At 75.3% G+C, this 21,406-nt stretch carries 21 protein-coding genes and 1 pseudogene; 14 read left to right on the top strand and 8 right to left on the bottom strand.

Features of this window, described 5'->3' with window-relative positions:
* The first annotated feature begins 17 nt into the window (after nt 1-17).
* Complete coding sequence (locus HH311_RS24790; RefSeq protein WP_169186373.1) at nt 18-1,313, top strand: DUF4185 domain-containing protein; 1,296 nt, start codon at nt 18-20, stop codon at nt 1,311-1,313.
* 9 nt (nt 1,314-1,322) lie between these two features.
* Here HH311_RS24790 and HH311_RS24785 read toward each other — a convergent pair whose 3' ends face one another.
* A complete protein-coding gene (locus HH311_RS24785) occupies nt 1,323-2,201 on the bottom strand; it encodes an NAD(P)H-binding protein (RefSeq protein WP_169186372.1) in 879 nt (292 codons plus the stop codon).
* 195 nt (nt 2,202-2,396) lie between these two features.
* On the opposite strand from HH311_RS24785, the gene HH311_RS24780 reads away from it, so the two are divergent.
* A complete protein-coding gene (locus HH311_RS24780) occupies nt 2,397-3,317 on the top strand; it encodes an endonuclease/exonuclease/phosphatase family protein (protein ID WP_169186371.1) in 921 nt (306 codons plus the stop codon).
* Between the two features lie 347 nt (nt 3,318-3,664).
* On the opposite strand, the pseudogene mscL reads toward HH311_RS24780, so the two are convergent.
* The 3 genes and pseudogenes from mscL to HH311_RS24765 form a co-directional block, all read right to left on the bottom strand.
* Nucleotides 3,665-4,033: pseudogene (gene mscL / locus HH311_RS32200) on the bottom strand (large conductance mechanosensitive channel protein MscL); the annotation flags it as partial.
* A 445-nt stretch (nt 4,034-4,478) separates the two neighbouring features.
* The gene (locus HH311_RS24770; protein WP_169186369.1) at nt 4,479-4,706 is read right to left on the bottom strand and encodes a hypothetical protein; all 228 of its coding nucleotides are present in this window, start codon (nt 4,704-4,706) and stop codon (nt 4,479-4,481) included.
* A 254-nt stretch (nt 4,707-4,960) separates the two neighbouring features.
* Complete coding sequence (locus tag HH311_RS24765) at nt 4,961-6,352, bottom strand: M20/M25/M40 family metallo-hydrolase (protein WP_169186368.1); 1,392 nt, start codon at nt 6,350-6,352, stop codon at nt 4,961-4,963.
* A gap of 111 nt (nt 6,353-6,463) precedes the next feature.
* Here HH311_RS24765 and HH311_RS24760 point away from each other — a divergent pair, with 111 nt between their 5' ends.
* The 8 genes from HH311_RS24760 (at nt 6,464) to HH311_RS24725 (ending at nt 13,313) form a co-directional block, all read left to right on the top strand.
* A complete protein-coding gene (locus HH311_RS24760) occupies nt 6,464-7,237 on the top strand; it encodes a DUF4239 domain-containing protein (RefSeq protein ID WP_169186367.1) in 774 nt (257 codons plus the stop codon).
* Nucleotides 7,238-7,438: 201 nt separating this feature from the next.
* Nucleotides 7,439-7,888, top strand: coding sequence for a DUF2243 domain-containing protein (locus tag HH311_RS24755; protein WP_211190757.1), 450 nt, complete (start codon nt 7,439-7,441; stop codon nt 7,886-7,888).
* 5 nt (nt 7,889-7,893) lie between these two features.
* Nucleotides 7,894-8,688 carry a cytochrome c oxidase assembly protein gene (locus HH311_RS24750; RefSeq protein ID WP_169186365.1) on the top strand — a complete coding sequence of 265 codons (795 nt, stop codon included), beginning with the start codon at nt 7,894-7,896 and terminating at the stop codon, nt 8,686-8,688.
* Between the two features lie 210 nt (nt 8,689-8,898).
* On the top strand, nt 8,899-9,573 hold the full coding sequence (locus HH311_RS24745; protein WP_169186364.1) for an ATP-binding protein: 675 nt from the start codon (nt 8,899-8,901) through the stop codon (nt 9,571-9,573).
* A gap of 31 nt (nt 9,574-9,604) precedes the next feature.
* Complete coding sequence (gene thiE, locus HH311_RS24740) at nt 9,605-10,231, top strand: thiamine phosphate synthase (RefSeq protein WP_169186363.1); 627 nt, start codon at nt 9,605-9,607, stop codon at nt 10,229-10,231.
* A 409-nt stretch (nt 10,232-10,640) separates the two neighbouring features.
* Nucleotides 10,641-12,149 carry a sensor histidine kinase KdpD gene (locus HH311_RS33565; RefSeq protein WP_169186362.1) on the top strand — a complete coding sequence of 503 codons (1,509 nt, stop codon included), beginning with the start codon at nt 10,641-10,643 and terminating at the stop codon, nt 12,147-12,149.
* Nucleotides 12,146-12,841: a LuxR C-terminal-related transcriptional regulator gene (locus HH311_RS24730; protein ID WP_282439713.1), complete on the top strand. Its 696-nt coding sequence runs from the start codon at nt 12,146-12,148 to the stop codon at nt 12,839-12,841. The genes HH311_RS33565 and HH311_RS24730 overlap by 4 nt, the downstream gene beginning before the upstream one ends.
* A gap of 274 nt (nt 12,842-13,115) precedes the next feature.
* Nucleotides 13,116-13,313: a hypothetical protein gene (locus HH311_RS24725; protein WP_169186360.1), complete on the top strand. Its 198-nt coding sequence runs from the start codon at nt 13,116-13,118 to the stop codon at nt 13,311-13,313.
* A 116-nt stretch (nt 13,314-13,429) separates the two neighbouring features.
* On the opposite strand, the gene HH311_RS24720 is transcribed toward HH311_RS24725, so the two are convergent.
* Nucleotides 13,430-13,618 (bottom strand): hypothetical protein, encoded by a 189-nt coding sequence (locus tag HH311_RS24720; RefSeq protein ID WP_169186359.1) that lies wholly within the window; start codon nt 13,616-13,618, stop codon nt 13,430-13,432.
* A 71-nt stretch (nt 13,619-13,689) separates the two neighbouring features.
* On the opposite strand from HH311_RS24720, the gene HH311_RS24715 reads away from it, so the two are divergent.
* The gene (locus HH311_RS24715) at nt 13,690-14,661 is read left to right on the top strand and encodes a helix-turn-helix domain-containing protein (RefSeq protein ID WP_169186358.1); all 972 of its coding nucleotides are present in this window, start codon (nt 13,690-13,692) and stop codon (nt 14,659-14,661) included.
* Between the two features lie 81 nt (nt 14,662-14,742).
* Here HH311_RS24715 and HH311_RS24710 read toward each other — a convergent pair whose 3' ends face one another.
* From HH311_RS24710 to HH311_RS24700, 3 genes are read right to left on the bottom strand one after another with little or no spacing between them, the layout of a single operon-like run.
* A complete protein-coding gene (locus tag HH311_RS24710; protein ID WP_169186357.1) occupies nt 14,743-16,158 on the bottom strand; it encodes a right-handed parallel beta-helix repeat-containing protein in 1,416 nt (471 codons plus the stop codon).
* Nucleotides 16,152-17,402 (bottom strand): CDP-glycerol glycerophosphotransferase family protein, encoded by a 1,251-nt coding sequence (locus tag HH311_RS32190; protein WP_169186356.1) that lies wholly within the window; start codon nt 17,400-17,402, stop codon nt 16,152-16,154. Before HH311_RS32190 ends, HH311_RS24710 begins: the two co-directional genes overlap by 7 nt.
* On the bottom strand, nt 17,399-17,848 hold the full coding sequence (locus tag HH311_RS24700; RefSeq protein ID WP_169186355.1) for an adenylyltransferase/cytidyltransferase family protein: 450 nt from the start codon (nt 17,846-17,848) through the stop codon (nt 17,399-17,401). The genes HH311_RS32190 and HH311_RS24700 overlap by 4 nt, the downstream gene beginning before the upstream one ends.
* A gap of 255 nt (nt 17,849-18,103) precedes the next feature.
* Here HH311_RS24700 and HH311_RS24695 point away from each other — a divergent pair, with 255 nt between their 5' ends.
* Genes HH311_RS24695 through HH311_RS24685 form a run of 3 tightly spaced genes read left to right on the top strand, consistent with a single transcriptional unit; the run spans nt 18,104 to nt 21,406 of the window.
* The gene (locus tag HH311_RS24695; RefSeq protein ID WP_169186354.1) at nt 18,104-19,321 is read left to right on the top strand and encodes a hypothetical protein; all 1,218 of its coding nucleotides are present in this window, start codon (nt 18,104-18,106) and stop codon (nt 19,319-19,321) included.
* Nucleotides 19,318-20,277 carry an FkbM family methyltransferase gene (locus tag HH311_RS24690; protein ID WP_169186353.1) on the top strand — a complete coding sequence of 320 codons (960 nt, stop codon included), beginning with the start codon at nt 19,318-19,320 and terminating at the stop codon, nt 20,275-20,277. The genes HH311_RS24695 and HH311_RS24690 overlap by 4 nt, the downstream gene beginning before the upstream one ends.
* Complete coding sequence (locus tag HH311_RS24685; RefSeq protein ID WP_169186352.1) at nt 20,267-21,406, top strand: hypothetical protein; 1,140 nt, start codon at nt 20,267-20,269, stop codon at nt 21,404-21,406. Before HH311_RS24690 ends, HH311_RS24685 begins: the two co-directional genes overlap by 11 nt.

Raw genomic sequence — 21,406 nt, 5'->3', positions numbered from 1 at the left:
TCCTACGATGCCGGGCCGTGATCACTACGAGTGCCCGCCCGCGCGCCGGACCACGTCACGCGGCCCCGCGCGCCCCGGGGCCCCCGCCCACCCGGCTCGGCGTGGCGATCAGCCTCGCCGTCGTCACCGTGGTCGCCGTCGTCGCCGTGCTCTCCGACGGCGGCCCGGCCCCGCCGCCCCCGCCGACCGCCCCGCCACCACCGCGGCCGGCGCCGCCGCGCTGGGTGGTCGACCCGGCGGCGACCCGCTCGGTCGCCGACCTCGTCGGCCCGCGGGCGGCCGGGGGCGACACCGCGGCGCGCTTCGGGATCGCCGGGACCGACCTGGGCCACATGTTCACCGTCGACGGCCGCCTGGCGGTCGCCTTCGGGGACACCTACGGCGGCGTGTCGACCGACCACTTCTTCTCCGCCCCGCATCCGGACTGGCGCAGCAACGTGCTGGGCTTCGTCGACCCGCCCGCCTCCCCGGACCACGGTCTCGCGCTCAGCCGGATGATCTCCGACCGGCCGGGCCACGCCGCCGAGATCCTGGGGTCCCGCAAGGTGGACGGCGCGGAGTGGACCGTCATCCCGACCTACGGGATCGCCGTGGGGCGGCGGATGTATCTCCACTACATGTCGGTGCGCTCCTTCGCCACGCCTCCCGGCCGCTGGCCGCTGAACGACGCCGGGGTGGCGTACTCCGACGACGGCGGGCAGACCTGGCACCGGCCGCCGGAGGCGCTGTGGCCGGGGGACACCCGGTTCGGGCAGGTCGCCTACGTGCGCCCCGGCGGCGCCGACGACCCCTTCGCCCCGCACCCCGACGCGGTGCCCGGCCTGTTCCGCGACGTGTCCCCGCTCCCGGGCGCGCCTGACCCGTGGGTCTACGTCTACGGGATCCCGGGCGGGCGCTACGGCGACGTGTCCCTCGCCCGCGTCCCGGCCGACCGGCTGCTCGACCGCACGGCCTACCGGTACTGGACTGGGCACGGCTGGTCGCCGACCGAGGGCGACTCCGTGCCGGTGCTCCGCGGCCCGGCCGGGGAGCTCTCGGTGCGGTGGAACTCGTACTACCGCACCTGGCTGATGACGACGCTCGTCGACCCGACCGGGCAGATCGTACTGCGCACGGCCCCGTCGCCGACCGGGCCGTGGAGCGCGCCCCAGGTCGTCACCACCACCCGCGCGCACCCCGAGGCGTACGCGCCCTATCTGCTCCCGCGCTGGAACGACGGGCCCGACATCTGGTTCACGATGTCGCAGTACCGGTCGTACGGGGTGTCCCTGCAGCACACCCGGCTGCGCGACGCCGACGCGCCGCCACCCTGACCGGCGCCCTCAGCTCGCCCGCCCCGGGGCCGGCCACCAGTCGATCTCGGACACCGGTGTCGCGGGGTCGCCGGTGAGGCGGGGGACGACGTCGGTGACGGTCGCGAGCCCGCCGTCGGCGATCGCGAGGTACCAGGAGATCCAGGCCTCGATCTGCTCGCCGGACAGCCCCAGCTCCAGCCGGCGGGTGAACGCCTCCTCGGGGGTCTCGCGGACGTAGCGGTAGGGCTTGCCGCTGGCGCGCGCGATCTCCTCGACCGCCTCCTCGAGGGTCAGCGCCTCCGGCCCGGTGACCTCGAGGACCGCGCCGTCGTGCTCGTCGCCGTGCTCGTCGAGGGCGAGGGCGGTGATCACTGCGGCGAGGTCCTCGTGCGCCACGAACGCCGCCCGCCCGGAGCCGCCGGGGCCGCGCACGACGAGCTCGTGGTCGGCCAGGGAGGCCGGGGTCGAGGCGTAGATGCCGGCGCGGACCACGGTGTGGCGGATCGGCGCGGCGGCGAGGTACTGCTCGGTGAGCCAGTGGTCGCGCGCGTTGCGGTACGTGGCGTCGGGAGCCGCCCCGAGCAGCGACACGTAGAGCACCCGCTCGACGCCGGCCTCGACCGCGGCCTCGACGACGGTGGCGTGCTCCTCGAGCCGCCGGCCGGTCGGCCGGCCCGACACGAGGACCACCGTCGTCGCGCCGGCCACGGCATCGCGCATCGCGGCGCGGTCGTCGTACGCGGCGGGACCACGGTGCTCGGTGCCCGGGTAGCGGGGGAGGCGGCGCGGGTCGCGCGCCACCAGCAGCTGCGGGACGGCGTGCTCCGCGAGCTGACGGGCCACGCGGGACCCGAGGGCACCCGTGGCTCCGGTGACCGCCACGACGGCGGGCTCGTGGGGTGTCATCGACCATCCCTCCTCGGGTCGGGTGATCACAGCCGACGATCCCACCCGGGCGGTCTCGCTCGGCCGCCGGGGACGGTCTCCGAGACGTGAATCTCAAGCAGGACCTGGTGTGCTGGGCGCATGGCGCGCACGGCCGGCGAGACGCCACCGCCTCGCCGGTGCCCCCGGTCGGCGGGACGCCCCGTGGGGGCGGCGGTGGCAGCGGTCATCGGTGTGCTCGTGCTCCTGCCGGACCGGCTCGGGCTCGACGGGGTGGTGCCACTCGCGGACTCGATCGCGTTCCGGCCGCAGCTGGCCGTCGTCACGACCGTGCTCGCACTGGCGGCACTCGCATACCGACGCATGCGGACGGCGGCAGTCGCGCTCCTGGCGGTGAGCGTGGTGGCCCTCGCACTCGTCGTGCCGCGCGGAGTGGCGCGACCCCCGTCGCCGTCGACCGCCCCGACGCTGACGGTGCTCTCGTTCAACGTCGACCGGGGTGAGGCGGACGTCCAGTCCCTGGCCGAGGTCGTCCGGCGGGTCCGGCCTGACGTCGTCGTCCTCCCAGAGTCGGCTACGCGGTACTCCGCGCTGGTCACTGCGGCGATCCCCGACCTGGGTTACCGGTCGTCCGTCGCCGCCCGTCCCGGGGCGCCCGACGTCGCCGGCGTCACCGTCCTCACCGCGGCCTCCCTGGGCCCGGTGGCGGGTCGCGTGATCGAGCAGGGCCGGTTCGACCCGTGGCTCGAACTCTCGGACGGACGGCTGGGAGCGCTGCGACTGGTCGCGGTACACGTCTCCGCCCCGGTACCGCAGAAGATCGGGAGCTGGGCCCGCGAGCTCCCGCAGCTCCAGACGTGGTGCCGCCCGGGCGCCGGCCCGGTGGTCCTCGCGGGCGACTTCAACGCGACGCTCGACCACCGCTTCTTCCGCGACGGGACGCGCGGCTGCCAGGACGCGGGCGTGGTCAGCGGCCAGGGCCTCGTCGGGACCTGGAACGCGGCCTGGCCCTGGTGGGCCGGCGCGCAGATCGACCACGTGCTCACGGGCGGCGGCCCCGAGCCGGTGGACATGACGGTCCTCGATCTCCCCGGCAGCGACCACCGCGCCGTGCTCGCGCGCGTCCGGCTCGGCTGAGGCGCGCGCTCACCGTCGCCCGGTCAGGTCCGGCTGTGGCGAGAGCGGCCCTCCGGCGCGTGCCCGGCGGCTGCCTCGGCGTAGGGCCGCGGCGCTGAGGGCCTCGGAGCCGCGGGCTGCGGCGGGGCGGGGTTCGGCGGGGCGGGGCGGACGTCCTGCGCCCACCGGGGCAGGCCCGACGGCGCGGGGGCTTGGGCACGCGGGAGGACCGGGGACGTCCCGGCGGCGTCAGCGCCGATCGCCGGGAGCGGGTCGACGGGCGAGCGTGGCCCGAGCGAGGCCACGTCGTCGGGGTCGGACCCGACGCTCGCGGGGATCGGGGCCCCCGAGGCGGTGGCCTGGCTCAGCATCAGGTCGCGGATCTCGGTGAGGAGCTCGACGTCGGTGGGCTGCGTGGGTCCCGACTCCTCCCCACGCAGGCGACGCGTCTGGATCGCCTTCATCGGCGCCACCACGCAGAAGTAGACGACCGCCGCGGTGATGACGAACGTGATCGTCTGGTTGATGACGGTCGCGTAGTCGAACACCACGCCGTCCACGCGGACGGTGCCGGCGATCTCGCCCACGTCGCCGGGGGAAAGCAGCTGGATGAGCGGCTTGAGGAACGAGTTCGTCACGGCGGTGACCACGTCGGTGAAGGCCGCGCCGATCACGACCGCGACCGACAGGTCGATCACGTTCCCGCGGAACAGGAAGTCCTTGAAGCCTTTGAGCATCTGTCGGTCCTCGGGCCCCGACATCGGGTGTGCCGAGGGCCTGTGCTGGGGAGCGGAGGTCTGCCCAGCAGGCTAGGGAGATCGGCGGCGGCGAGCCGGGCGCACACGGGGTGCGACGGCGGGCAGGGAGGCGCGTGCGGTGGGCGGTGTGCCCGCCCTGCCTCCTCGTGGCGGACGCATGCGGACACCTCACGACACGCGCCGCTCGCCGCACCGGCGCCCGCCGCGGCGCGACGTCGTCGGCCGAACACCCTGGTCGATCGGACTGGCCTGGGCGGGTGGCGCCGAGAGACACCCGAAGATCCCGTCGGGAGAATTGTCCTCACGGTCGGTGATGCCTCGTCGAGATCCGTGTGGGAGCCCCGGAAAAGGGGCCGGACAGACGTCGGACCCGTCACCCGAGAAGCCCGGGCGACGGGTCCGGCGGAGGGCTGAGGGGCCGCGATCAGTCCCCGGAGATGCTCCGGTGGGTGGCGTGGAGCTGGGTGGAGAAGAGCGCGACCTGGGGGTCCTGCGCGGACCATTGCGCCATGTCACGGGCGGCGTGGTCGTCGCCGTGGGCACTCAGGACGTGGAGCTCCACGAGCTCGTCGAACCACTCCGGACGCTGCGGCTGCTCGGCACTCCACTCGGTCCCCGTCTCCACGTCCCAGGGGCTGCCGATCATCGTCATGAAGGCTCCGTTCATCGCGTCGGGAATGCGGGCGAGTATGGACTCCTACCGCCCGGTACGGCGATCTTGTCTGACACGACACAACCCACCGTGATGATCGGTCCAGTCGCGGAGTGTTCGTTGAAATCCGAATCGTTCACTCGGGAAGACGAACGGGCGCTCGGGCTCGACCGCGATTCGTCCTGCGAATCCGCACCCGGCGTACGTGAAGGCGATCGGCAGGACGTGCCGATCCCGACACGCGCCTGCACCGGTCAAGCAGCATCGTCGGGACGTCGCTCCGCCAGGGAGCGCAGCAGCGTCGTCTCGGCGAGCACGCACCGTCCGAACATCTCGAGGTGCAGGCTCTCGTCGATGCCGTGCCAGCGGCTGGCGGGGTCGCCCACGCCGGTCACCAGCACCGTGGCGCCCGGGAAGGTGCGGGCGAACTCGGCGATGAAGGGGACGGTGCCGCCCATGCCCATCTCCACCGCGGTGTGCCCGAACGCCGACGAGAGGGCCGCCCGGGCGAGGTCGTAGACGGTGCCGGCGGGCTCGAGCGCAAAGGGCTCCCCGGAGGCGGCGAGTGTGACGTCGAGGTGCGCGCCCCAGGGCACGTGACGGTGCAGGTGCTCGGTGAGCGCCGCGAGCGCGTCGGGGGCGGCGTCGCCGGGGGCGAGCCGGACGCTGACCATCGCCCGGGCGCGGGGGAGCAGCACGTTGGCCGCGCCGTCGACGGCGGGCGCGTCGATGCCCAGCACGGCGATCGCCGGCCGGTGGGTGAGCCGCTCGGTGATGGTGCCGGTGCCGAGGAGCTCCACGCCGTCGAGCAGCCCGGCGTCGCCGCGGAAGGTCTCCTCCGCGGTGTCGGGCGCGTCGGACGCGCCGCGCACCAGGCCCGCGACGGCGACGTCGCCCTTGTCGTCGTGCAGCGTCGCGAGCAGCCGGCACAGCACGGTGAGCGCGTCCCCGGCCGGCCCGCCGAGCATGCCGGAGTGCACGGCCCGCTCGAGCACCGAGACCTCGACGACGACGTTGGCCAGCCCGCGCAGGCTGGTGGTGAGCGCGGGGACGTCGACGGCGGGGTTCGCGGCGTCGGCGATGACGATGACGTCAGCCGCGAGCGCGTCGGCGTGCTCGGCGAGCAGCGCCGGCAGCGTCGGCGACCCCGACTCCTCCTCGCCCTCCACGAATAGCACCACCCCGACCGGCGGGCAGCCGTCGAACGCGCGCAGCGTCGCGAGGTGGGTCATGACGCCGGCCTTGTCGTCGGCGGCCCCGCGGCCATGCAGGCGCCCGTCGCGCTCGGTCGGCTCGAACGGCGGGTTGGTCCACAGCTCGTCCCCGCCGGTCGGCTGGACGTCGTGGTGGGCGTAGAGCATGACCGTGGGCGCGCCGTCCGGAGCGGGCCAGTGCGCGACGACGGCGGGTGCCCCGCCCGCGGCGGCGACCACCGAGACGTCGGCCGCGCCCGCGCCGCGGGCGAGCGTCGCGACGGCGTCGGCGGACCGGCGGGTGTCCTCGGCGTGGGCGGGATCGGCCCAGATGCTCGGGATGCGCACCAGCGCCTCGAGGTCGCGCCGGGCGTCGGGGAGGACCGCCTCGACGGTGCGCCGCAGGTCGTCGTCGGGCGGGGGTGCGGGGGAGGACGGCGTCGAGCGGGACATGGCCGCGACGGTAGAGCAGCCCCGGATGCCGCGATCGTCATCACCGCGGGTGCTGATGTTGCCCCGGATGGACGATGCGCGGTGCCAGTACCCCGAGCAAGGTCAGGCGGGATGACCACGCTGCCGATCTGGGTCAGCGCCGTGCTGCTGATCGTCGTCCTGCCGGCGGTCGCCGTCGGGATCCAGGTCGCCCTCCGGCACCGCTTCGCGGCCCTGCGCGAGGGCGACCACAACGACGTCGCGGGGTTCATCATCGCCGTCGTCGGCGTGATCTACGCCGTGCTGCTGGCCTTCGTCGTCATCGTCAGCTGGGAGAACTTCAGCGGCGCCGAGGGCGTCGTCGGGCAGGAGGCCAGCGCGCTGCGCAACGTCTACCGCGACAGCACGGTCTTCCCGCCCGAGGTCCGGGAACGCCTGCGAACCGACGTCAACGACTACGCCCACGTGGCCGTCGAGCGGGAGTGGCCGGCGATGAACCGCGGGGTGCAGGGCGACCCCGAGGTGGCCGCCGTGCTCGACACCTTCTCCCGGGACCTGGCCGCCCTGCCCGCGACGACGCCCGCCGAGCAGCAGTACGTCTCGGTGGAGGCCGACCGGTTCAACGACCTGGTGACGGCCCGCTCGCAGCGCCTCGACTACGTCGAGCAGGGCGTGCCCGGGGTGCTGTGGGTGGCGCTGATCGTCGGCGCCGTGGTGACCATCGGGTTCGCCATGATCTTCGGGATGAGCAGCACCCTGCTCCACAGCTTCATGATCGCGAGCCTCACCGCCCTGATCGGGGTGCTGCTCTTCGTGTCGGTCGCGATCGACCACCCCTTCGCCGGCGAGGTCGCCGTCGACCCGGCCCCGCTGGAGCGGGTGCTGCAGGACTTCGGCACCCCCTGAAGCCGCCGACTCGGCGCGGCGCTCCTGGGTACCTGCGCCGGAGATCCGACGGACGACGAGGTCCCGGGAGGACGGCGGCGGGGTTCCTGCGGGTGCCCGAGGCGGTGCAGCGGCTGGGGGTCGTCTGGTTTCGCCGGCGGTGACGCTCGGGAAGCACCGGTCATGGTGAGCACCGAGGCCCGTGCGCAGGATCGGCGGGCGATGCCCGGACGGTCGGTCGGCGCGGGCGTGCTCCTCGGCATCGGGGTGGCTTCGTTCCTCGACGAGACCGTGTTCCACCAGATCCTGCACTGGCACCACTTCTACGACCGCTCCACCTCCGACGTCGGTCTCGTCTCGGACGGGTTCTTCCACGCCGGCGGCTGGCTGGCCATCGTCGTCGGCCTGTTCTGGTTCGCCGACCTGCAGCGCCGCCGCACGACCGTCCCCCGCCGCGTGTGGGCCGGCGGGCTGATCGGTTGGGGCGCCTTCCAGGTCTACGACGGGCTCGTCCAGCACAAGGCGATGGGTCTGCACCAGATCCGCTACGGGGTGGACCTCCTGCCCTACGACCTCGCGTGGGACCTCTCCGGGGCCCTCGGTGTCGTCGTCGGGATCGCGCTGCTGTTCGGTCCGGCCCACCCGATCGCCGAGCGCCACGGCTCGTCGTGAGCCCGATGCCCGGTATGGCGCCGGCCGGCGCCTCGGCGGCGTCGTGGTTGCCGCTCGTGCCGATCGCGGTCGTGGCGGCGCTCTACCTCGCCGGCGTGCGGCGCCTGCTCCGGCGTGGGGACCGGTGGCCGGTGGCCCGCACGACGGCGGCCGTGGGAGGGCTGGCGGTGCTCGGCGCCGCACTGGTGCCGCCGGTGGCGTCGCACCCCGACGTGTTCGCGGTCCACGCCGTGGGCCACCTGCTGATGGCGATGGCCGCCCCGCTGCTCTTCGCGCTGTCGGCGCCGCTCACCCTGCTGCTGCGCACCGTGCCGATGCCCGCGCGACGGCGGGTGCTGGCCGTCGTGCACAGCCGCGCGGCCCGGCTGCTGACGTGGGCCCCGGTGGCGCTGCTGCTCGAGGTCGGCGGGATGTACGCCTTCTACCTCACCCCGCTGTTCGGCCTGGCCCACGAGCACGCGTGGGTCGACCTCGGGGTGCGCACCCACATGGTCCTCGGGGGCTGGTTGTTCAGCACCGTGGTCGCCGGACGCGACCCGCTCCCGCACCGGCCGCGACTGCCGGGGACGTTGCTGGTGCTCCTGCTCGCCGGTGCGGCGCACGGCGTGCTCGCGAAGCTGATGTACGCGCACGGGCTGCCGGCCGTGCCCGGCGTCGAGCTCGGCGCGCAGGTGATGTTCGCCGGCGGCGACCTGGTCGAGCTCGCGATGGCCGCGGCGGTGATGAGCGCCTGGTACGCGCGGGAAGGCCGGGCGCAGCGGCGGGCCGAGGGGCGCGCGGTGATGCGGGCCGCGCTCTGAGCCGGGACGCCGATCTCCGGGCCGTGGGGGACGGTCGGTCCTCGACCGTCGGGGTCTCGAGCGACCGGGTCGCCGCGACGCGGTCGCCCGGTCGCGGATCGCGCCGCGGACCCGTCCGCCCGAGGCGGGTGTGCTGCGGGACGACCGGGTCGCCGCGACGCGGTCGCCCGGTCGCGCATCGCGCCGCGGACCCGTCCTACCGTGCCCGCCATGGCACGACGGCGGGCGTGGGGCAGCTGGTCCTGCGGCAAGGACGGGGCGTTCGCCCTCGCCGAGACGCGCGCCCGTGGCGACGTCGACGTCGCGGGCCTGATGACCACCCTCGACGCGTCCGCCGGCGAGGTCGCGATGAGCCGGGTCCCCACCGAGCTGCTGCGACGCCAGGCCGCGGCGCTCGACCTGCCGCTCCACCTCGTCGAGCTGCCCTGGCCGTGCCCGAACGAGGTCTACGAGGAACGCACCGGAGCCGCCTGGGCGCAGCTGCGCCGCGACGGCGCCGACGAGGTCGTCTTCGGCGACCTGTTCCTGGCCGACGTCCGCGCCTACCGCGAGCGGTCGCTCGACGGGACCGGCGTCGCGGCCCGCTTCCCGCTGTGGGAGCGCCCGACCGGCGACCTGGCCGCCGGGATGCTCGCCGCCGGGCTGCGGGCCGTCGTCGTGTGCGTGGATCCCGCCCAGGCCCCGGCGTCGCTCGCGGGCCGCCCCTGGGACGCCGACCTGCTGCGCGAGCTCCCCGACGGCGTCGACCCGTGCGGCGAGAACGGGGAGTTCCACACCTTCGTCACCGACGGGCCGGGGTTCGCGCGTCCGGTGGACGTCGTCGTCGGGGACGTCGCCGAGCACGACGGGTTCGTCTACGCGCCACTGTGCCCCGATCCCGACTGACGCCCGGGGCCGCGCGGGTAGCACTGCACCCGTGGCTCCCGTCGACCCGACCCTGTACCTCGTCCTCGACCCGGTGCACGGCCCGCGGCGCGTCGCGGACCTGCTCCGGGAGGCCGTCGCGGCCGGGGTCACCGCCGTCCAGGTGCGCTCCCCGGCGGCGAGCACCCGGGAGCTGCACGGCGCGGCCGTGGCGGCACGCCACCTGCTCGACGGGTCCGGGGTCGCGCTCGTCGTCGACGACCGCGTCGACGTCGCGCTCGCCGCCGGCGCGGACGGCGTGCACCTCGGGCAGCGCGACCTCCCGGTCGAGGCCGCCCGGCGGCTCGCCGGGCCCGGACTCTCGATCGGGCTCTCGGTGACGGTGCCCGAGCACGTCGAGAAGGCCCGCGGCCTGCCCGCGGGCACGGTCGACCTGCTGGGCGCCGGCCCGGTGTTCACGACCGCGACCAAGCCGGACGCGGGGGAGGGGATCGGGCTGGAGGGGCTCGCCGCACTGGTCGGCCTCGTCGAGGGGACGCTGCCGGTGGTCGCCATCGGCGGCATCACGCCCGACAACGCCGCCGCGGTGCGGGCGACCGGGGTGGCGGGCCTGGCGGTCAGCTCGGCGATCACGACGGCGCCGGACCCGGCCGCCGTCGTGCGCGCGCTGCGGGGCTGACCGGGAGGGCGCGGTCGACCGGGGAGGGCTCAGCCGCGGACGACGATCACCGTGCACGCGGCGTACACGACCGCGGTCTCGACGATCCGGTCGGCCTCCTCCCCAACAGGTCAGACGGTCTCGCTGAATTGATCGTCGTTCACCGGACATTGATTTTGCGTTTTGTTGACATCGAATACTGTACTCACTGGGTAATCCCACGCAGAGTGATGCCACCCGCATGCCACTCGGTTGTGCCCTTTGAACGAGGGCTTTTCTCACGCGCTGCTGATATCTTTGCACGCGAGAGATCCTTTCGGGCTACACCCCGCCTCGAAAGGTCGAGGAGAAGCGCTGCCGGGGCTGCGGGGGAACTTGGATGACGGACACGTTCAACGGGGAACGGAATGGTCGGCCGCTGGTCGACGCGGTGACGGTGCGCCTGACGCGCATCAACAGGACCCGCGCTGCGGTTCGGCGCGCACGAGTCACCCGGCGGCTCGTGCTGAACCTGATCACGGTTCTGACGCTGGTCGGGGCCGCGCTGGCGCTGCTGGGTCTGGCGGGCGAGCCAGAAACCAAGGCCACGCCGGCGCTCGTGCTCCTCCTGGCGGTCCTCGCGGTCGGCGGAGGCAGCGCGGCCGCGTTGATGATGGTGTTCGCGGGGCGTCTGAACGGGGATGCTCGTGTCACCTGGGTCGGGCTCGCCGTGGGGTGGTACAGCCTGTTCGGCGTCCCGGCTTCGACCGTCCGCGGGTTCGAGTCGTGGCAGGACCCGACCGCGGCCGCAGGTGTGGTCGTGGTCGCGGCCGTCGGGGTGGTGCTCTGGGGGCTCGTCCTGCTCGCGCCGGCGCCGCCGGCAGCCACCCGATTGCTCGTCGGGCTGGCCGGGGTGGTTGCTGCGGCCGCGGCAGCGAGCGTGGTGTGGGCCGCGGTGGCGCCGGCCGTCGCGGTAGAGGTGGGGGGCTCCCGGCTCTGGTGGGTGGTGGTGGCGCTGGCGTGGATCGTGGGCGGTCTCGTCGTCGTCGCCCGCGCAACCGTGGAACGGGGCCTGGGTCTGGTGGTGGTCGGTGCGGGGCTCGCGATGCTGGGGGCTCTGCAGGCCGGGCGGTCGGTTGCGGCGGTCGCAGAGCCGGCGCCGACGCTCGCCGGGCTCCGTGTAGTGGCGCTCGCCGTGGTGCTGTGCGGCGCTCTTCGGGTCCTCCGCCGCGCGATGCTCCTCCTGGACCTCGAGCAGGCCCTCCACGAGAAGGAGCTCCGCAGCGCGGAGATCAGGCTGGCACGTGCCGCCGAGCGGGACCACGACCTACGCAACGGGCTGGCCGGGCTGGCCGGAGCTACCGCCGTCCTGGGCGGCGGCTCGGAGTCGGGGGAGCTGAGCCGGGTCGTCGCCGGGGAACTACGTCGTCTCGAGTGCCTGCTACAAGGGTCGGCGAACGAGGTCGACGACCCCGACCGCTCGTACGCCGTGCGCCCGGCGATCGACGGGCTCGTGCTGCTGCGACGCAGCGCGGGGATGGACGTGCGGGCGGACGTGGAACCGGGCGTGCACGCGGTCGGCGCGCCGGGCACGCTCGCCCAGGTCATGACGAACCTCCTCTCCAACGCTGAGCGGCACGCCCCTGGGAGCCCGGTGCGGATCGCGGTGGTCCAGCGAGGGCAGAGGGTCGAGGTCCGGGTCCGGGATTTCGGGCCTGGGATTGCCGCTGGTCGCGAGCAAGCGGTCCTCGAGCCCGGCACCCGAGACCGCCGAGCGGGCGGTCTGGGTCTTGGACTGCACGTCTGCCGCACGCTGCTGTCCGCCGAGGACGCCACCATCGAGGTCCTTCCGTCGGACCCGCGGTCTCCCGGATGCGTCGTGGTGCTCCAGCTCAAGGCGGGCGAGCGAGCCGGTCAGGGAAATCGTGGTGGTGAGTGCGACGGGTGCCGGACGGCATGATCCCCGTCGACGTCCCGTCGAACGACGGGCAGTACCCGGTCCTCGTCATCGACGACCACGAGCTGTTCAGCACGACTTTGACGATGGCGCTGCGCTCCCGCGGGCTGGACGCTCGCCGTATCCCCGTCGGCGACCTGATCGCGCTCGCCCGGGGTCGTCCGACCCACGCCGGACTCGTGGTGCTCGATCTCGACCTCGGCCGCGATGACGAGGGCATCTACCGGCACGGTGCCGACTTCGTCGGGCGCCTGCGCGAGCGGAACTGGTCGGTGCTCGTCGTCAGCGGGAGCGTCGACCAGCCGGGCGTGGCCGCCGCCATCGCTGCGGGAGCGATCGGTTCTGTACCCAAGTCCAGCTCGTTCGACGTGCTGCTGAGGACGATCACCAACGCAGCACGGGGCGAACCCGTCATGAGCGAGGTCGAACACCGGGAATGGGTGGATCGCCACCGCCGCTACCTTGCCCGCGAACGTGAGCTCTCCCGCCGGCTCGGCCGACTCAGCCGTCGGGAGCGTGAGGTCCTCGAACTCCTGGTGGAGGGCTTACGGGCGGCGGCCATCTCGGACCGTCTCGTCGTCAGCATGCCGACGGTCCGTACGCAGATCCGCTCGATCCTCACCAAGCTCGAGGTGAGCTCACAGCTCGAGGCGGTGGCCCTGGTGCGTCAGCAACCCGACGTCCGCCGTGATTGATCGACGTCAACCGTCGGGCCACCTCGGACCTGCCGCTGGGCCCGCCCCGGTCGGCCGTGCGGGTCAGCGCAGCCCGCAGTTCCACCTCGTCGGGCGTCGGTGACGTGACGGCCCCTGCTTGTGGATGTTGTCATCCGTCTGAGTGCGCGCCGGCCGACCGTGGGGTTAGACAGCCTCGTCCGGCCGCTGCCTCGCCAGATCGCCGGCGGACCGAAGGCCAGCGGACCGCGGCCCGCTCACCCCCAGACAGGGGGCTCGTGGTGGAGTGGTCGGCGTGGGCAGATCGGCACGTCGGGTGCTGGCGGCGGTACTGGTCGCGGCGGCGCTCCTCTGGCTGCCGCTCAACAAGGCGGTGGAGGGCCCGAAGTTACTGGTGCTCTCGCGCAGCCACGCGGTCACGACCGCCGACCTGCTCTCCGTCGTCCTCGTCCTGGTGGCTCTCGGACTGCTCTGGAGCACCCGGCACCGCTGACCCCGGTCAGGGTGCGAGGCCGTCGACCGGCGTCGGACGGGCCGACACTCCACCGAGGACGACGCCGACCGCCCTGTCGCGTCCCTCGACGCGCTCCTCGACGGGTCCTCCCGGGTCTAGCGCGGTCCGGCCGCCGGCTCGTCCACCGGCAGCGTCGACCCGTGCAGCTCCCACCCGTTGCCGAGGCGCTGCTCCCAGCGCAGCGGCCCCTCCTGCTCCCACGGCCGCTGCAGGCGCAGGAACGTGTCCCACACGTGCTGCTGCTCGTCCCACCAGCTCCGGAGTGCCGTCCCGATCCGCGTCATGGCACTCATCGTCGGGCGCCGCCCACCGCACCACGAGTGGCAGGAACGTCGCGTTCGGATACATTCCTGCCATGCACGTCGTCGCCGCGCCCGTGACCGACCGCGCGCCGCTGTTCGAGCTGTCGACCATCGTCGAGGTATTCGGCGCCTCCCGCGGCGAGTCCCTCGGGATCCCCTGGTACGACCTGCGGATCTGCGCCGGTGAGGACGGACCGGTGCGGCTGGGGGAGTGGGGCACACTCGATTCCCCGTACGGGCTCGAGGCGCTCGACGACGCCGACACGGTCCTCGTGCCCCCGCCGCGCGACGGGCGGGAGGACTTCCCGGCGGACCTGCTCGAGGCGCTGCGCCGCGCTCACGCCCGGGGAGCGCGGATCGCGTCGATCTGCACCGGCGCGTTCGTCCTCGCGGCGGCGGGCCTGCTCGACGGCCGGCCGGCGATCACGCACTGGAACTCGCTCGAGGAGCTGCGCCGGCGGCACCCGGCGGTCGCGGTGCAGCCGGCCGTGCTCTACGTCGACGACGGGGATGTCCTCACCTCGGCGGGCTCGGCCGCCGGGCTCGACCTGTGCCTGCACCTCGTGCGGCTCGACCACGGCAGCCGCGTCGCGGGCATGACGGCGCGGTGGAGCGTCGTCCCGCCGCACCGCGACGGCGGGCAGGCGCAGTTCGTGCCGACGCCGGTGCCGGAGCCGTCGTCGACGCCGTTCGGTGCCTGGCTCGACTGGGCGCGGGAGCGGCTCGACGCGCCGATCGAGGTGCGGGAGTGGGCGGAGGCCGCGGGCACGAGCCCGCGGACGTTCGCCCGCCGCTTCCGCGACGTCACCGGCGAGACCCCGGTGCAATGGCTCGCCGCGGAGCGCGTCCGGCGGGCCCAGGAGCTCCTCGAGGACACCGACCTGCCGGTCGAGGCGGTGGCGGCGCGCTGCGGGTTCGCGACGGCGGCCGGGCTGCGCAAGCACTTCGGCCGGCGGATGGGCACCACGCCGCAGCAGTACCGCCGGTCGTTCCGCACCGCGCGGGACGACCGGGTGGCGGGCTGAGGTTCCGGGACCGCGACTCCGTCGAGCGAGGGGCACCTTCGCTCGGATAGAGCGAGCGATGGGGCCCATCGCTCGGAACCCCTATACGGGGTTGCCCAGCGCGTCGGTCCACGCGGTCCCGTTGGACCAGACCGGGCGGCGCAGCGTCGTGTCGTAGAAGAGCGCACCGGCCCCGACGGCGGCCGCCGGCGGGCGGGCGGGCGAGGGCCCGCGGCCGGTCTGCACCACCTGGCCGGGCGGCATCGAGAGCACGCCGGGTCCGCCCGCGCGGAGCTCGGCCTTCGGTACGTATCCCGACCCGTCGCCGAGCCCGAGGCTCCCGTCGGAACCCAGCTGCAGCCGCAGCCCGCGCTCACCCTCGACGTACACCCCGAGTGCGGCCCCGGCCGCGACCTGCCGGCGGATGCGCACCGACGAGTCGACCGGCGAGGAGACCGACACGTCGGCGTTGCCGCCGCCGCCGTAGCGGGCGCCGACGCCGTTCCAGAAGACGTTGCCGAGGACGTCGAGGGTCGGGTTCCCGGAGACGATCTCGACGCCGGTGGCCAGGTTCTCGAACCGCACCTGGTTGGTGAGCACGACGTGGGCCCCGTCGACCACCCGCAGCCCGGTCCCCCCGGCCTGCGCGGACTCGCCCTGCACCCGCCCGCCCGAGACGGTGACGGTGCCGGGGCTGCGGACGTCGAGCCGCGGCCCGGTCGAGGCCGCGGTGGCGTAGAAGCTGCACGCGGTGAACGTCAGCGCGTCGCAGGCGGCCAGGTAGGCGCTGCTCACCGCGGTGCGGGTGCCCGAGTGCTCCCGCTCGAAGAGGCAGTGGTCGAAGGTGTTGTCGGTGGGGACGGCGTACGGCCCGCCGGGCAGCGTCGCGTCGCTGCGCAGGCCGTACCGCCCGGCCGCGTTGAACTCGCAGCGCAGGAACGCGTGACCGCCCGCGCCCTGGTCGAGCACGAGGTTGTCGCGGGCCGAGTCCTGGACGTCGCAGCCGAGCCACGTGTCGTTCTGGGCGCCGTGCACGGCGAGGCCGTCGCCCGCGCTGGCCAGGACGGCGAGGTTGAGGAACGTGCGCTGGGCGCCACTGGTCCCCAGGGAGCGCACGACGGGGGCCGTGGCGACGCCGGCGCCGTCGACCAGCAGGTTGCCGGAGATCCCGGCGCTCTCGGTGATGTCGAGCCCCGCCCCGGCCGCCGTGCAGCGCACCGTGGTCGCCGCGCCGCCGGTGAGGTTGCCGCCGGCGCCGACGAGGTCCTGCATCGAGCCGAGCGCCAGGCGCCCGCTGATCCGGTACGTGCCCGCCTGCAGGACGAGGATCCCGGCGCGGGGGAGCGCGGCGGACAGCGCCCGCAGGTCGTCTCCGCCCGAGGGAGCCGGGGCGAGGACGGTGGGCGCCCCGGTCGGCGTCGCGTCGCTCTCCTGGGCGCAGGCCGCCGGCGCGGTGAGCAGTGCGGCGGGCCCGACCGAGGCGGCCAGCGCCCCGAGCGCACCGCGTCGGCTCAGCATCGGGGCGGACAGTAGCCCGGGCCGGGCCGGCTCCCCGTCTCCCGCTGCGTGTCGAGCACGAGATCGACCAGACGGGTCGCGGCGCCGTCGTCGGTGAAGCGGTGCAGTCGGCGGCGGGCGTCCCGCCGGGCCGCCGCGTGCGGGTCGCGGCCGGCCGCGAGCTCGCCGACCGCGTCCGCGAGCTCCTCCACGGTCCGCGTGACCGGTCCGGGCAGCCACGCCTCGTACGGCTCGAGCACGAACCCGCGGGTCGCGCGGTACTCGTCGAGGTCGGGGAAGGCGAAGACCTGCGGCCGGTCGAGCAGCAGGTGGTCCACCCAGATCGACGACACGTCGGTGACCAGCCCGTCGACCAGCGGCAGCGCGGTGTAGACGGTAAGCCCCTGGGAGAGCAGGTCGGCGTCGGTGACCGGCACGATCGCGCGGGTGTCCAGCCCGTAGCCCTCCGCCGCCACCGGGTGCAGCTTGACCAGCAGGCAGGCGTCGCGGGCGAGGAGGAGGTCGTCGAGCCGGCGCAGCTCCTCGGCGGTGAACGGCATGCCGGCGTCGCCGCGGGTGCCGTCGACGCGCTCGCGCCACCCGGACCGCCCGGCCCGGAAGGTCGGCATCCACATCAGTACGGTGCGCGCGCCGGTCAGGCGCTTCCGCCACGGCGAGGCGGGCCGCCGGGCCGCGCGCAGCATGCGGTCGTTGCGGGGGGCGCCGATCACCGGCACCCGCGCCGGGGGGAGGCCGAACTCGGCGCACCGCTCGAGCGCGCCGAGGTCGGAGAGGACCGGGGCGAGACCGTCGGGCTTCGCGGGCAGCCCGAGGAGGCACTCGGCGCGCTTGCCGAGCGACTCCCCGTGCCACGTGTACACGAGCGTCTGCCCCCGCCCGGCGGGCGTGTGGTCGTAGACGCCGTGGGTGGTGACGACGACGCCGGCGCGCACGAAGGCCCACAGCCCCGCGAGGCGGTCGCGCCGCACCATCCGCACCTCGGGCGGGTGGTGCCCGGCGGGCACCGCGTCGGCAGCCGTGAGCAGGGTGACGGACAGCCCCCGCGACACCAGGTCGGCGGCCACCGCGACCAGCCCGTCCTCGACGTCGGGCACCCCGACCAGGGCCCAGCGGTCGGCCGCCGACGGCACGAGCCGGTTGAGGACGCGAACGACGCGGGCCGCGAGCCGCCGCCCGCGCGGCTCGGACCCGCCGCCGGGCGTGCCCGACCGGCGCCGACGGGCCAGCAGGCCGCCCGCCGTCACCGCGCGACCACCCCCGCGACCGGGACCTCGGGGGCACTGCCGGGGGCGAGGCCGCGCTCGGCGATGGCCGCGATGGTCGCCGTCGTCGAGATCGCGGGAGTGCGAGGGACGTAGACCACCTCGCAGAGCCGCGCGAGGTGGTCGAAGTGGCCGGCCCAATCGTCGCCCATCACCAGCACGGAGGCGCCCCGGTCGGCGATGTGGCGGTGCTTGTCCTCGAACCGGTGCTCCGGGAAGACCGCGGCGACGCACCGGACCGCCGCCACGATCGCCATCCGGTGGTCCTGCGGGAACACCGGGTCGCGGCCCTTGCGCCGGCGCGTCTGCGCGTCGGTCGCGACGCCGACGACGAGCTCGTCACCCCGGGCGGCGGCCCGCTCGAGCAGGAGCAGGTGGCCGACGTGGAACAGGTCGAACGTCCCGAAGGTGATGACCCGGCGTCGCACGATCCCCCCTCGAGCCGACGAGTGGGCGGACCGTACTACCACGCGACCGGGCTGCGACGAGCCGCCCGGGGACGGCGGTGCGGTCGCGGGCGGTGACGGGTGGTGCTCAGGGCGTCACGACGCCTCGGCATACTCCTCGCCGACGGGGCCGGACGGCCCCGGCGCGCACCCTCCCTCCGGGGGAACGCGACGCGCCACCAGCCGTCCCCGCCCCGGGGGGAGGGCACGTCACCAGTGGCCGCGGGGGAGCAGGTCGTGTCGGCGACACCGGTCGCCACCCGGCTCTCGCGCGTCCGCGGCCCGGTGTTCGGCATCACGGGCCAGGGCCTCAACGCCGCCACCAACGTCGTCACCGCCTACCTGGCCGCCCAGCTGCTGCACCCGGACGCCTTCGGGGCGTTCGTGCTCGCGTTCGCCGGGGTGACGCTCGTGCTCGCCGCGGGTCGCGGGCTCATCGGGTCGACGATGCTCGTCCACCTCCCGACCCTCGACGACGAACGCCGGGCCGCCCTCGTGCGCTCGGCGATCGGCTTCACGCTCGTCATCGGCCTGGTGCTCAGCGCCGCGGCGGCGCTCGTCGGCCCGCCCGAGCTGCGGGTGTTCGCGCCGTGGCTCACGGGCGCGCTGCTGCAGGACGCCGGCCGCTACGTCTTCCTCGCCGACCGCCGGCCCGGCTCGGCGCTGCTGCTCGACGTCGCGTGGGCGCTGGTGCAGCTCGCGGTCCTGGGTCTGTGGCTCTGGCTGGGGCCCCCGGTCGGTATCGGCGCACTGGCCGTGTCCTGGGGCGCGGGCGCGCTCGCCGGGGTGGCGCTGCTCGTCCTCACGGCCGACGTGCGCCCCCGCCGCCCGGGACCCTGGGTGCACGCGACCCGGGACGTCGCCGGGTGGTTCACGGTGGTCGCCGTCCTCGGCTCGGCCGAGGTGTTCCTCGTGCTGCTGCTCACCGGGTCGGTCCTCGGCGCGACGGACGCCGGGGGGCTGCGGGCCGCCCAGCTGCTCGCCTACCAGCCCGCCCTGGTCGTGCTCGGCGCGCTGCTCGTGCTGGTGACCCCGGTGATGGTGCGGGCCCGCGCCTCGTCCGCCGCGCTCCGCGCGGCGTCGGTGCGGGTGCTCGTCGCGGTCAGCCCGGTCGTCGTCGGGCTCGTGCTGGTCGCCGCGCTGCACGGACCCCTCATGGCGGTGTTCTTCGGCCAGTTCACCGCGTTCGCCCCGCTCGTCGTGCCCGTCGCCGTGCAGGGCGTCCTCACCGCGCTGACGGTCCCGGCCCAGGCCCTGCTCCGCGGTCTGCGGCGCGGGCGCACCGTCTTCGTGGTCCAGCTCGTTCGCATGGTGATGCTCGTCGTCGGCGCGGTGCTCGGGCTGCTCTGCGGCGGCGTGACCGGTGTCGCCTGGGGGCTCGCCGGCGCGACCGCGGTCGCGCTGGCCGGGGCCCAGATCGTGGCCCGCCGCGCCGTCCGCCAGGAGGCCCCGTGATCGATTTCCTGAACACCCCGCAGCGGCTGGGGCCCCTGCGGCGGGCGCGCGTGCTCGCGCGCCGCTCGCTCGACGCGGGCCTGCGGGTGGTGCCGGACAAGGCCGTCGCCCTGGTGCACGACCGGTGGATCGACGCCGACGGGGTCCGGTCGCCGACGTGGCGGGTGCCGGCGCGGGTGCTCTACTACCGGTCGCTCGACGCCGAGTGGGTCGAGGTGCCCGGGGGCGAGGGGGAGCGGCTCGTCGTCGCCGGCACCCGACTGGAGCGCGTGCTGTGGTGGTACGGCGAGGCCGGCTACGAGCAGGCCGAGGCGCAGTGCTGGCGCAGGCTGTGCGCCGGGGCGCGCGACGTCCTCGAGCTCGGCGCGAATGTGGGCTACTACTCGGTGGTGGGGGCGCGCGCCTGCCCCGGGCGCTACACCGCGGTCGAGCCGGCCCCCGAGGCGGCCGCCGTCGCCCGGCACAACCTCGCGCTGAACGGGCTCTCCGGGGTCGATGTCGTCGAGGCCGCCGTCGTCGGCGCCCACGGGCCCGACGAGGTCGAGCTCGCCTTCCCCGACCAGGAGTCGCACCAGACCGCGCCGACCGGCTCCTTCCTGCGGGAGGGCACCGAGCAGGTCGGGCACCGGGCGGCCACGACGTCGGTGCGGGTGCCGACGGTGCCCGCGGCCGAGCTGTTCGCCGGCCGCGACCTGGTCAAGCTCGACATCGAGGGCTCCGAGGCCACGGTGCTGGAGGCGGCCGCCGACGAGGTACGGCGCAGCCGGCCGATCGTCCTGGTCGAGGTGCTGGCCGGCGCGGCCCGGCTCCACCGGGTCATCGCGGAGCTCCTCGCCGACGGCTGGACCGCGGTCCACCCCACCGGCGACCTCCCGGAGATGTCGCCCGCGGAGCTCACCGCCCCGCGCGACCGCGACGTACTGCTCGTGCCCCGGGAGCGTCGCGGTGCGATCTGAGCGGGGACCCGCCTTCGACCCCTGCTGGGCGGGCGCGCAGGTCACCACCGTGCTGGGCCCGCTCGCGCCCGACCCCGACGACGTCGAGCGCCGCCACACCGCCCTGCTGGAGGCGATGCCTCCCGGCTCGTGGTGGCGCGACCGGCCCGGGCCGGTCACGACCGTCGTCGACGACGACCTCACCGCGGCGGCCCTGGAGGCGGGCGGACGGCCGTGGTCGGGTCCGCCGGTCCGGGTCCTGGTGGGGCCGCGGGACGTCGCGGTGGTGCACAGCCACGGCATCGGGGACGCCCGCACCTCCCGGGCGCTCGTGCACGACCTGCTGGCGCCCGGGGGCTCCCCGTTCCTCCTGCCGGGCCTGCGCCCCGCGCCCCGGCTGCGCGTCGTCCGGGCGGCCGCCGCCTGCTGGGGCCGACACCCCCGGCGGCTGGTCTCCGCGCTGCGCCGGCCCGACCCGCGCCCGGCCGGACCGGGCGACCCGGCGCCCACCCCGGACGCGCCGGTCCTGCTCACCCGGGCGGTGCCGGTGGGGGCGCTGCGCGCGCGGCGCGACCGTGACCACCCCGGGGTCACCCTCTCCGCCGTCCTGCTGGCGGGGCTGGTCGGCGAGCTCGGCGCGCGCGGCATCGGGCCGGAGGTGGTGTCGATGCCGGTCGATCTGCGCCGCTACCTGGGCGAGCACCGGCAGGGCGGGAACCTCGTGGCCCTGCTCCGCCTCACGCCCGACCCGGACCCGGCGGTGCTGGACCGGGAACGGCGCCTCGCCGTCGACGGCGGCGAACCGCTCGTGCGCTACCTCGCCGGACGCGCCCGCGGCCACGTCCGGACCGTGGCCCCGACGGCGCTGCGCGAGGGCTGGCCGACCCTGGGGTGGTCCGACCGCGGCCGGGTCGGCGAGTGGGAGGACCTGCCGTGGGGCGTCGGGCCCCGCCGCGTCGCGGCCGGCCTCGTCCCGGTCTGGGGCCACCGGATCGGGGTCCACCTCACCCGGCTCGGCGACGTGCTGCACGTCGCCTGCGTGGTGAACGCCGCCGCGTTCGCGCCGCGGACCGTGGCGGACGCCCTGGACGCCGTCCTGGACGCGGCGCCTACCGCGACGCCCGCGCTGCTCGGAGAGGTCGGTCCCTGA

It is taken from the genome of Actinomycetospora sp. TBRC 11914 (assembly GCF_012933465.1).
GTDB lineage: Bacteria > Actinomycetota > Actinomycetes > Mycobacteriales > Pseudonocardiaceae > Actinomycetospora.
This window is presented reverse-complemented; position numbering and strand designations above follow the sequence as displayed.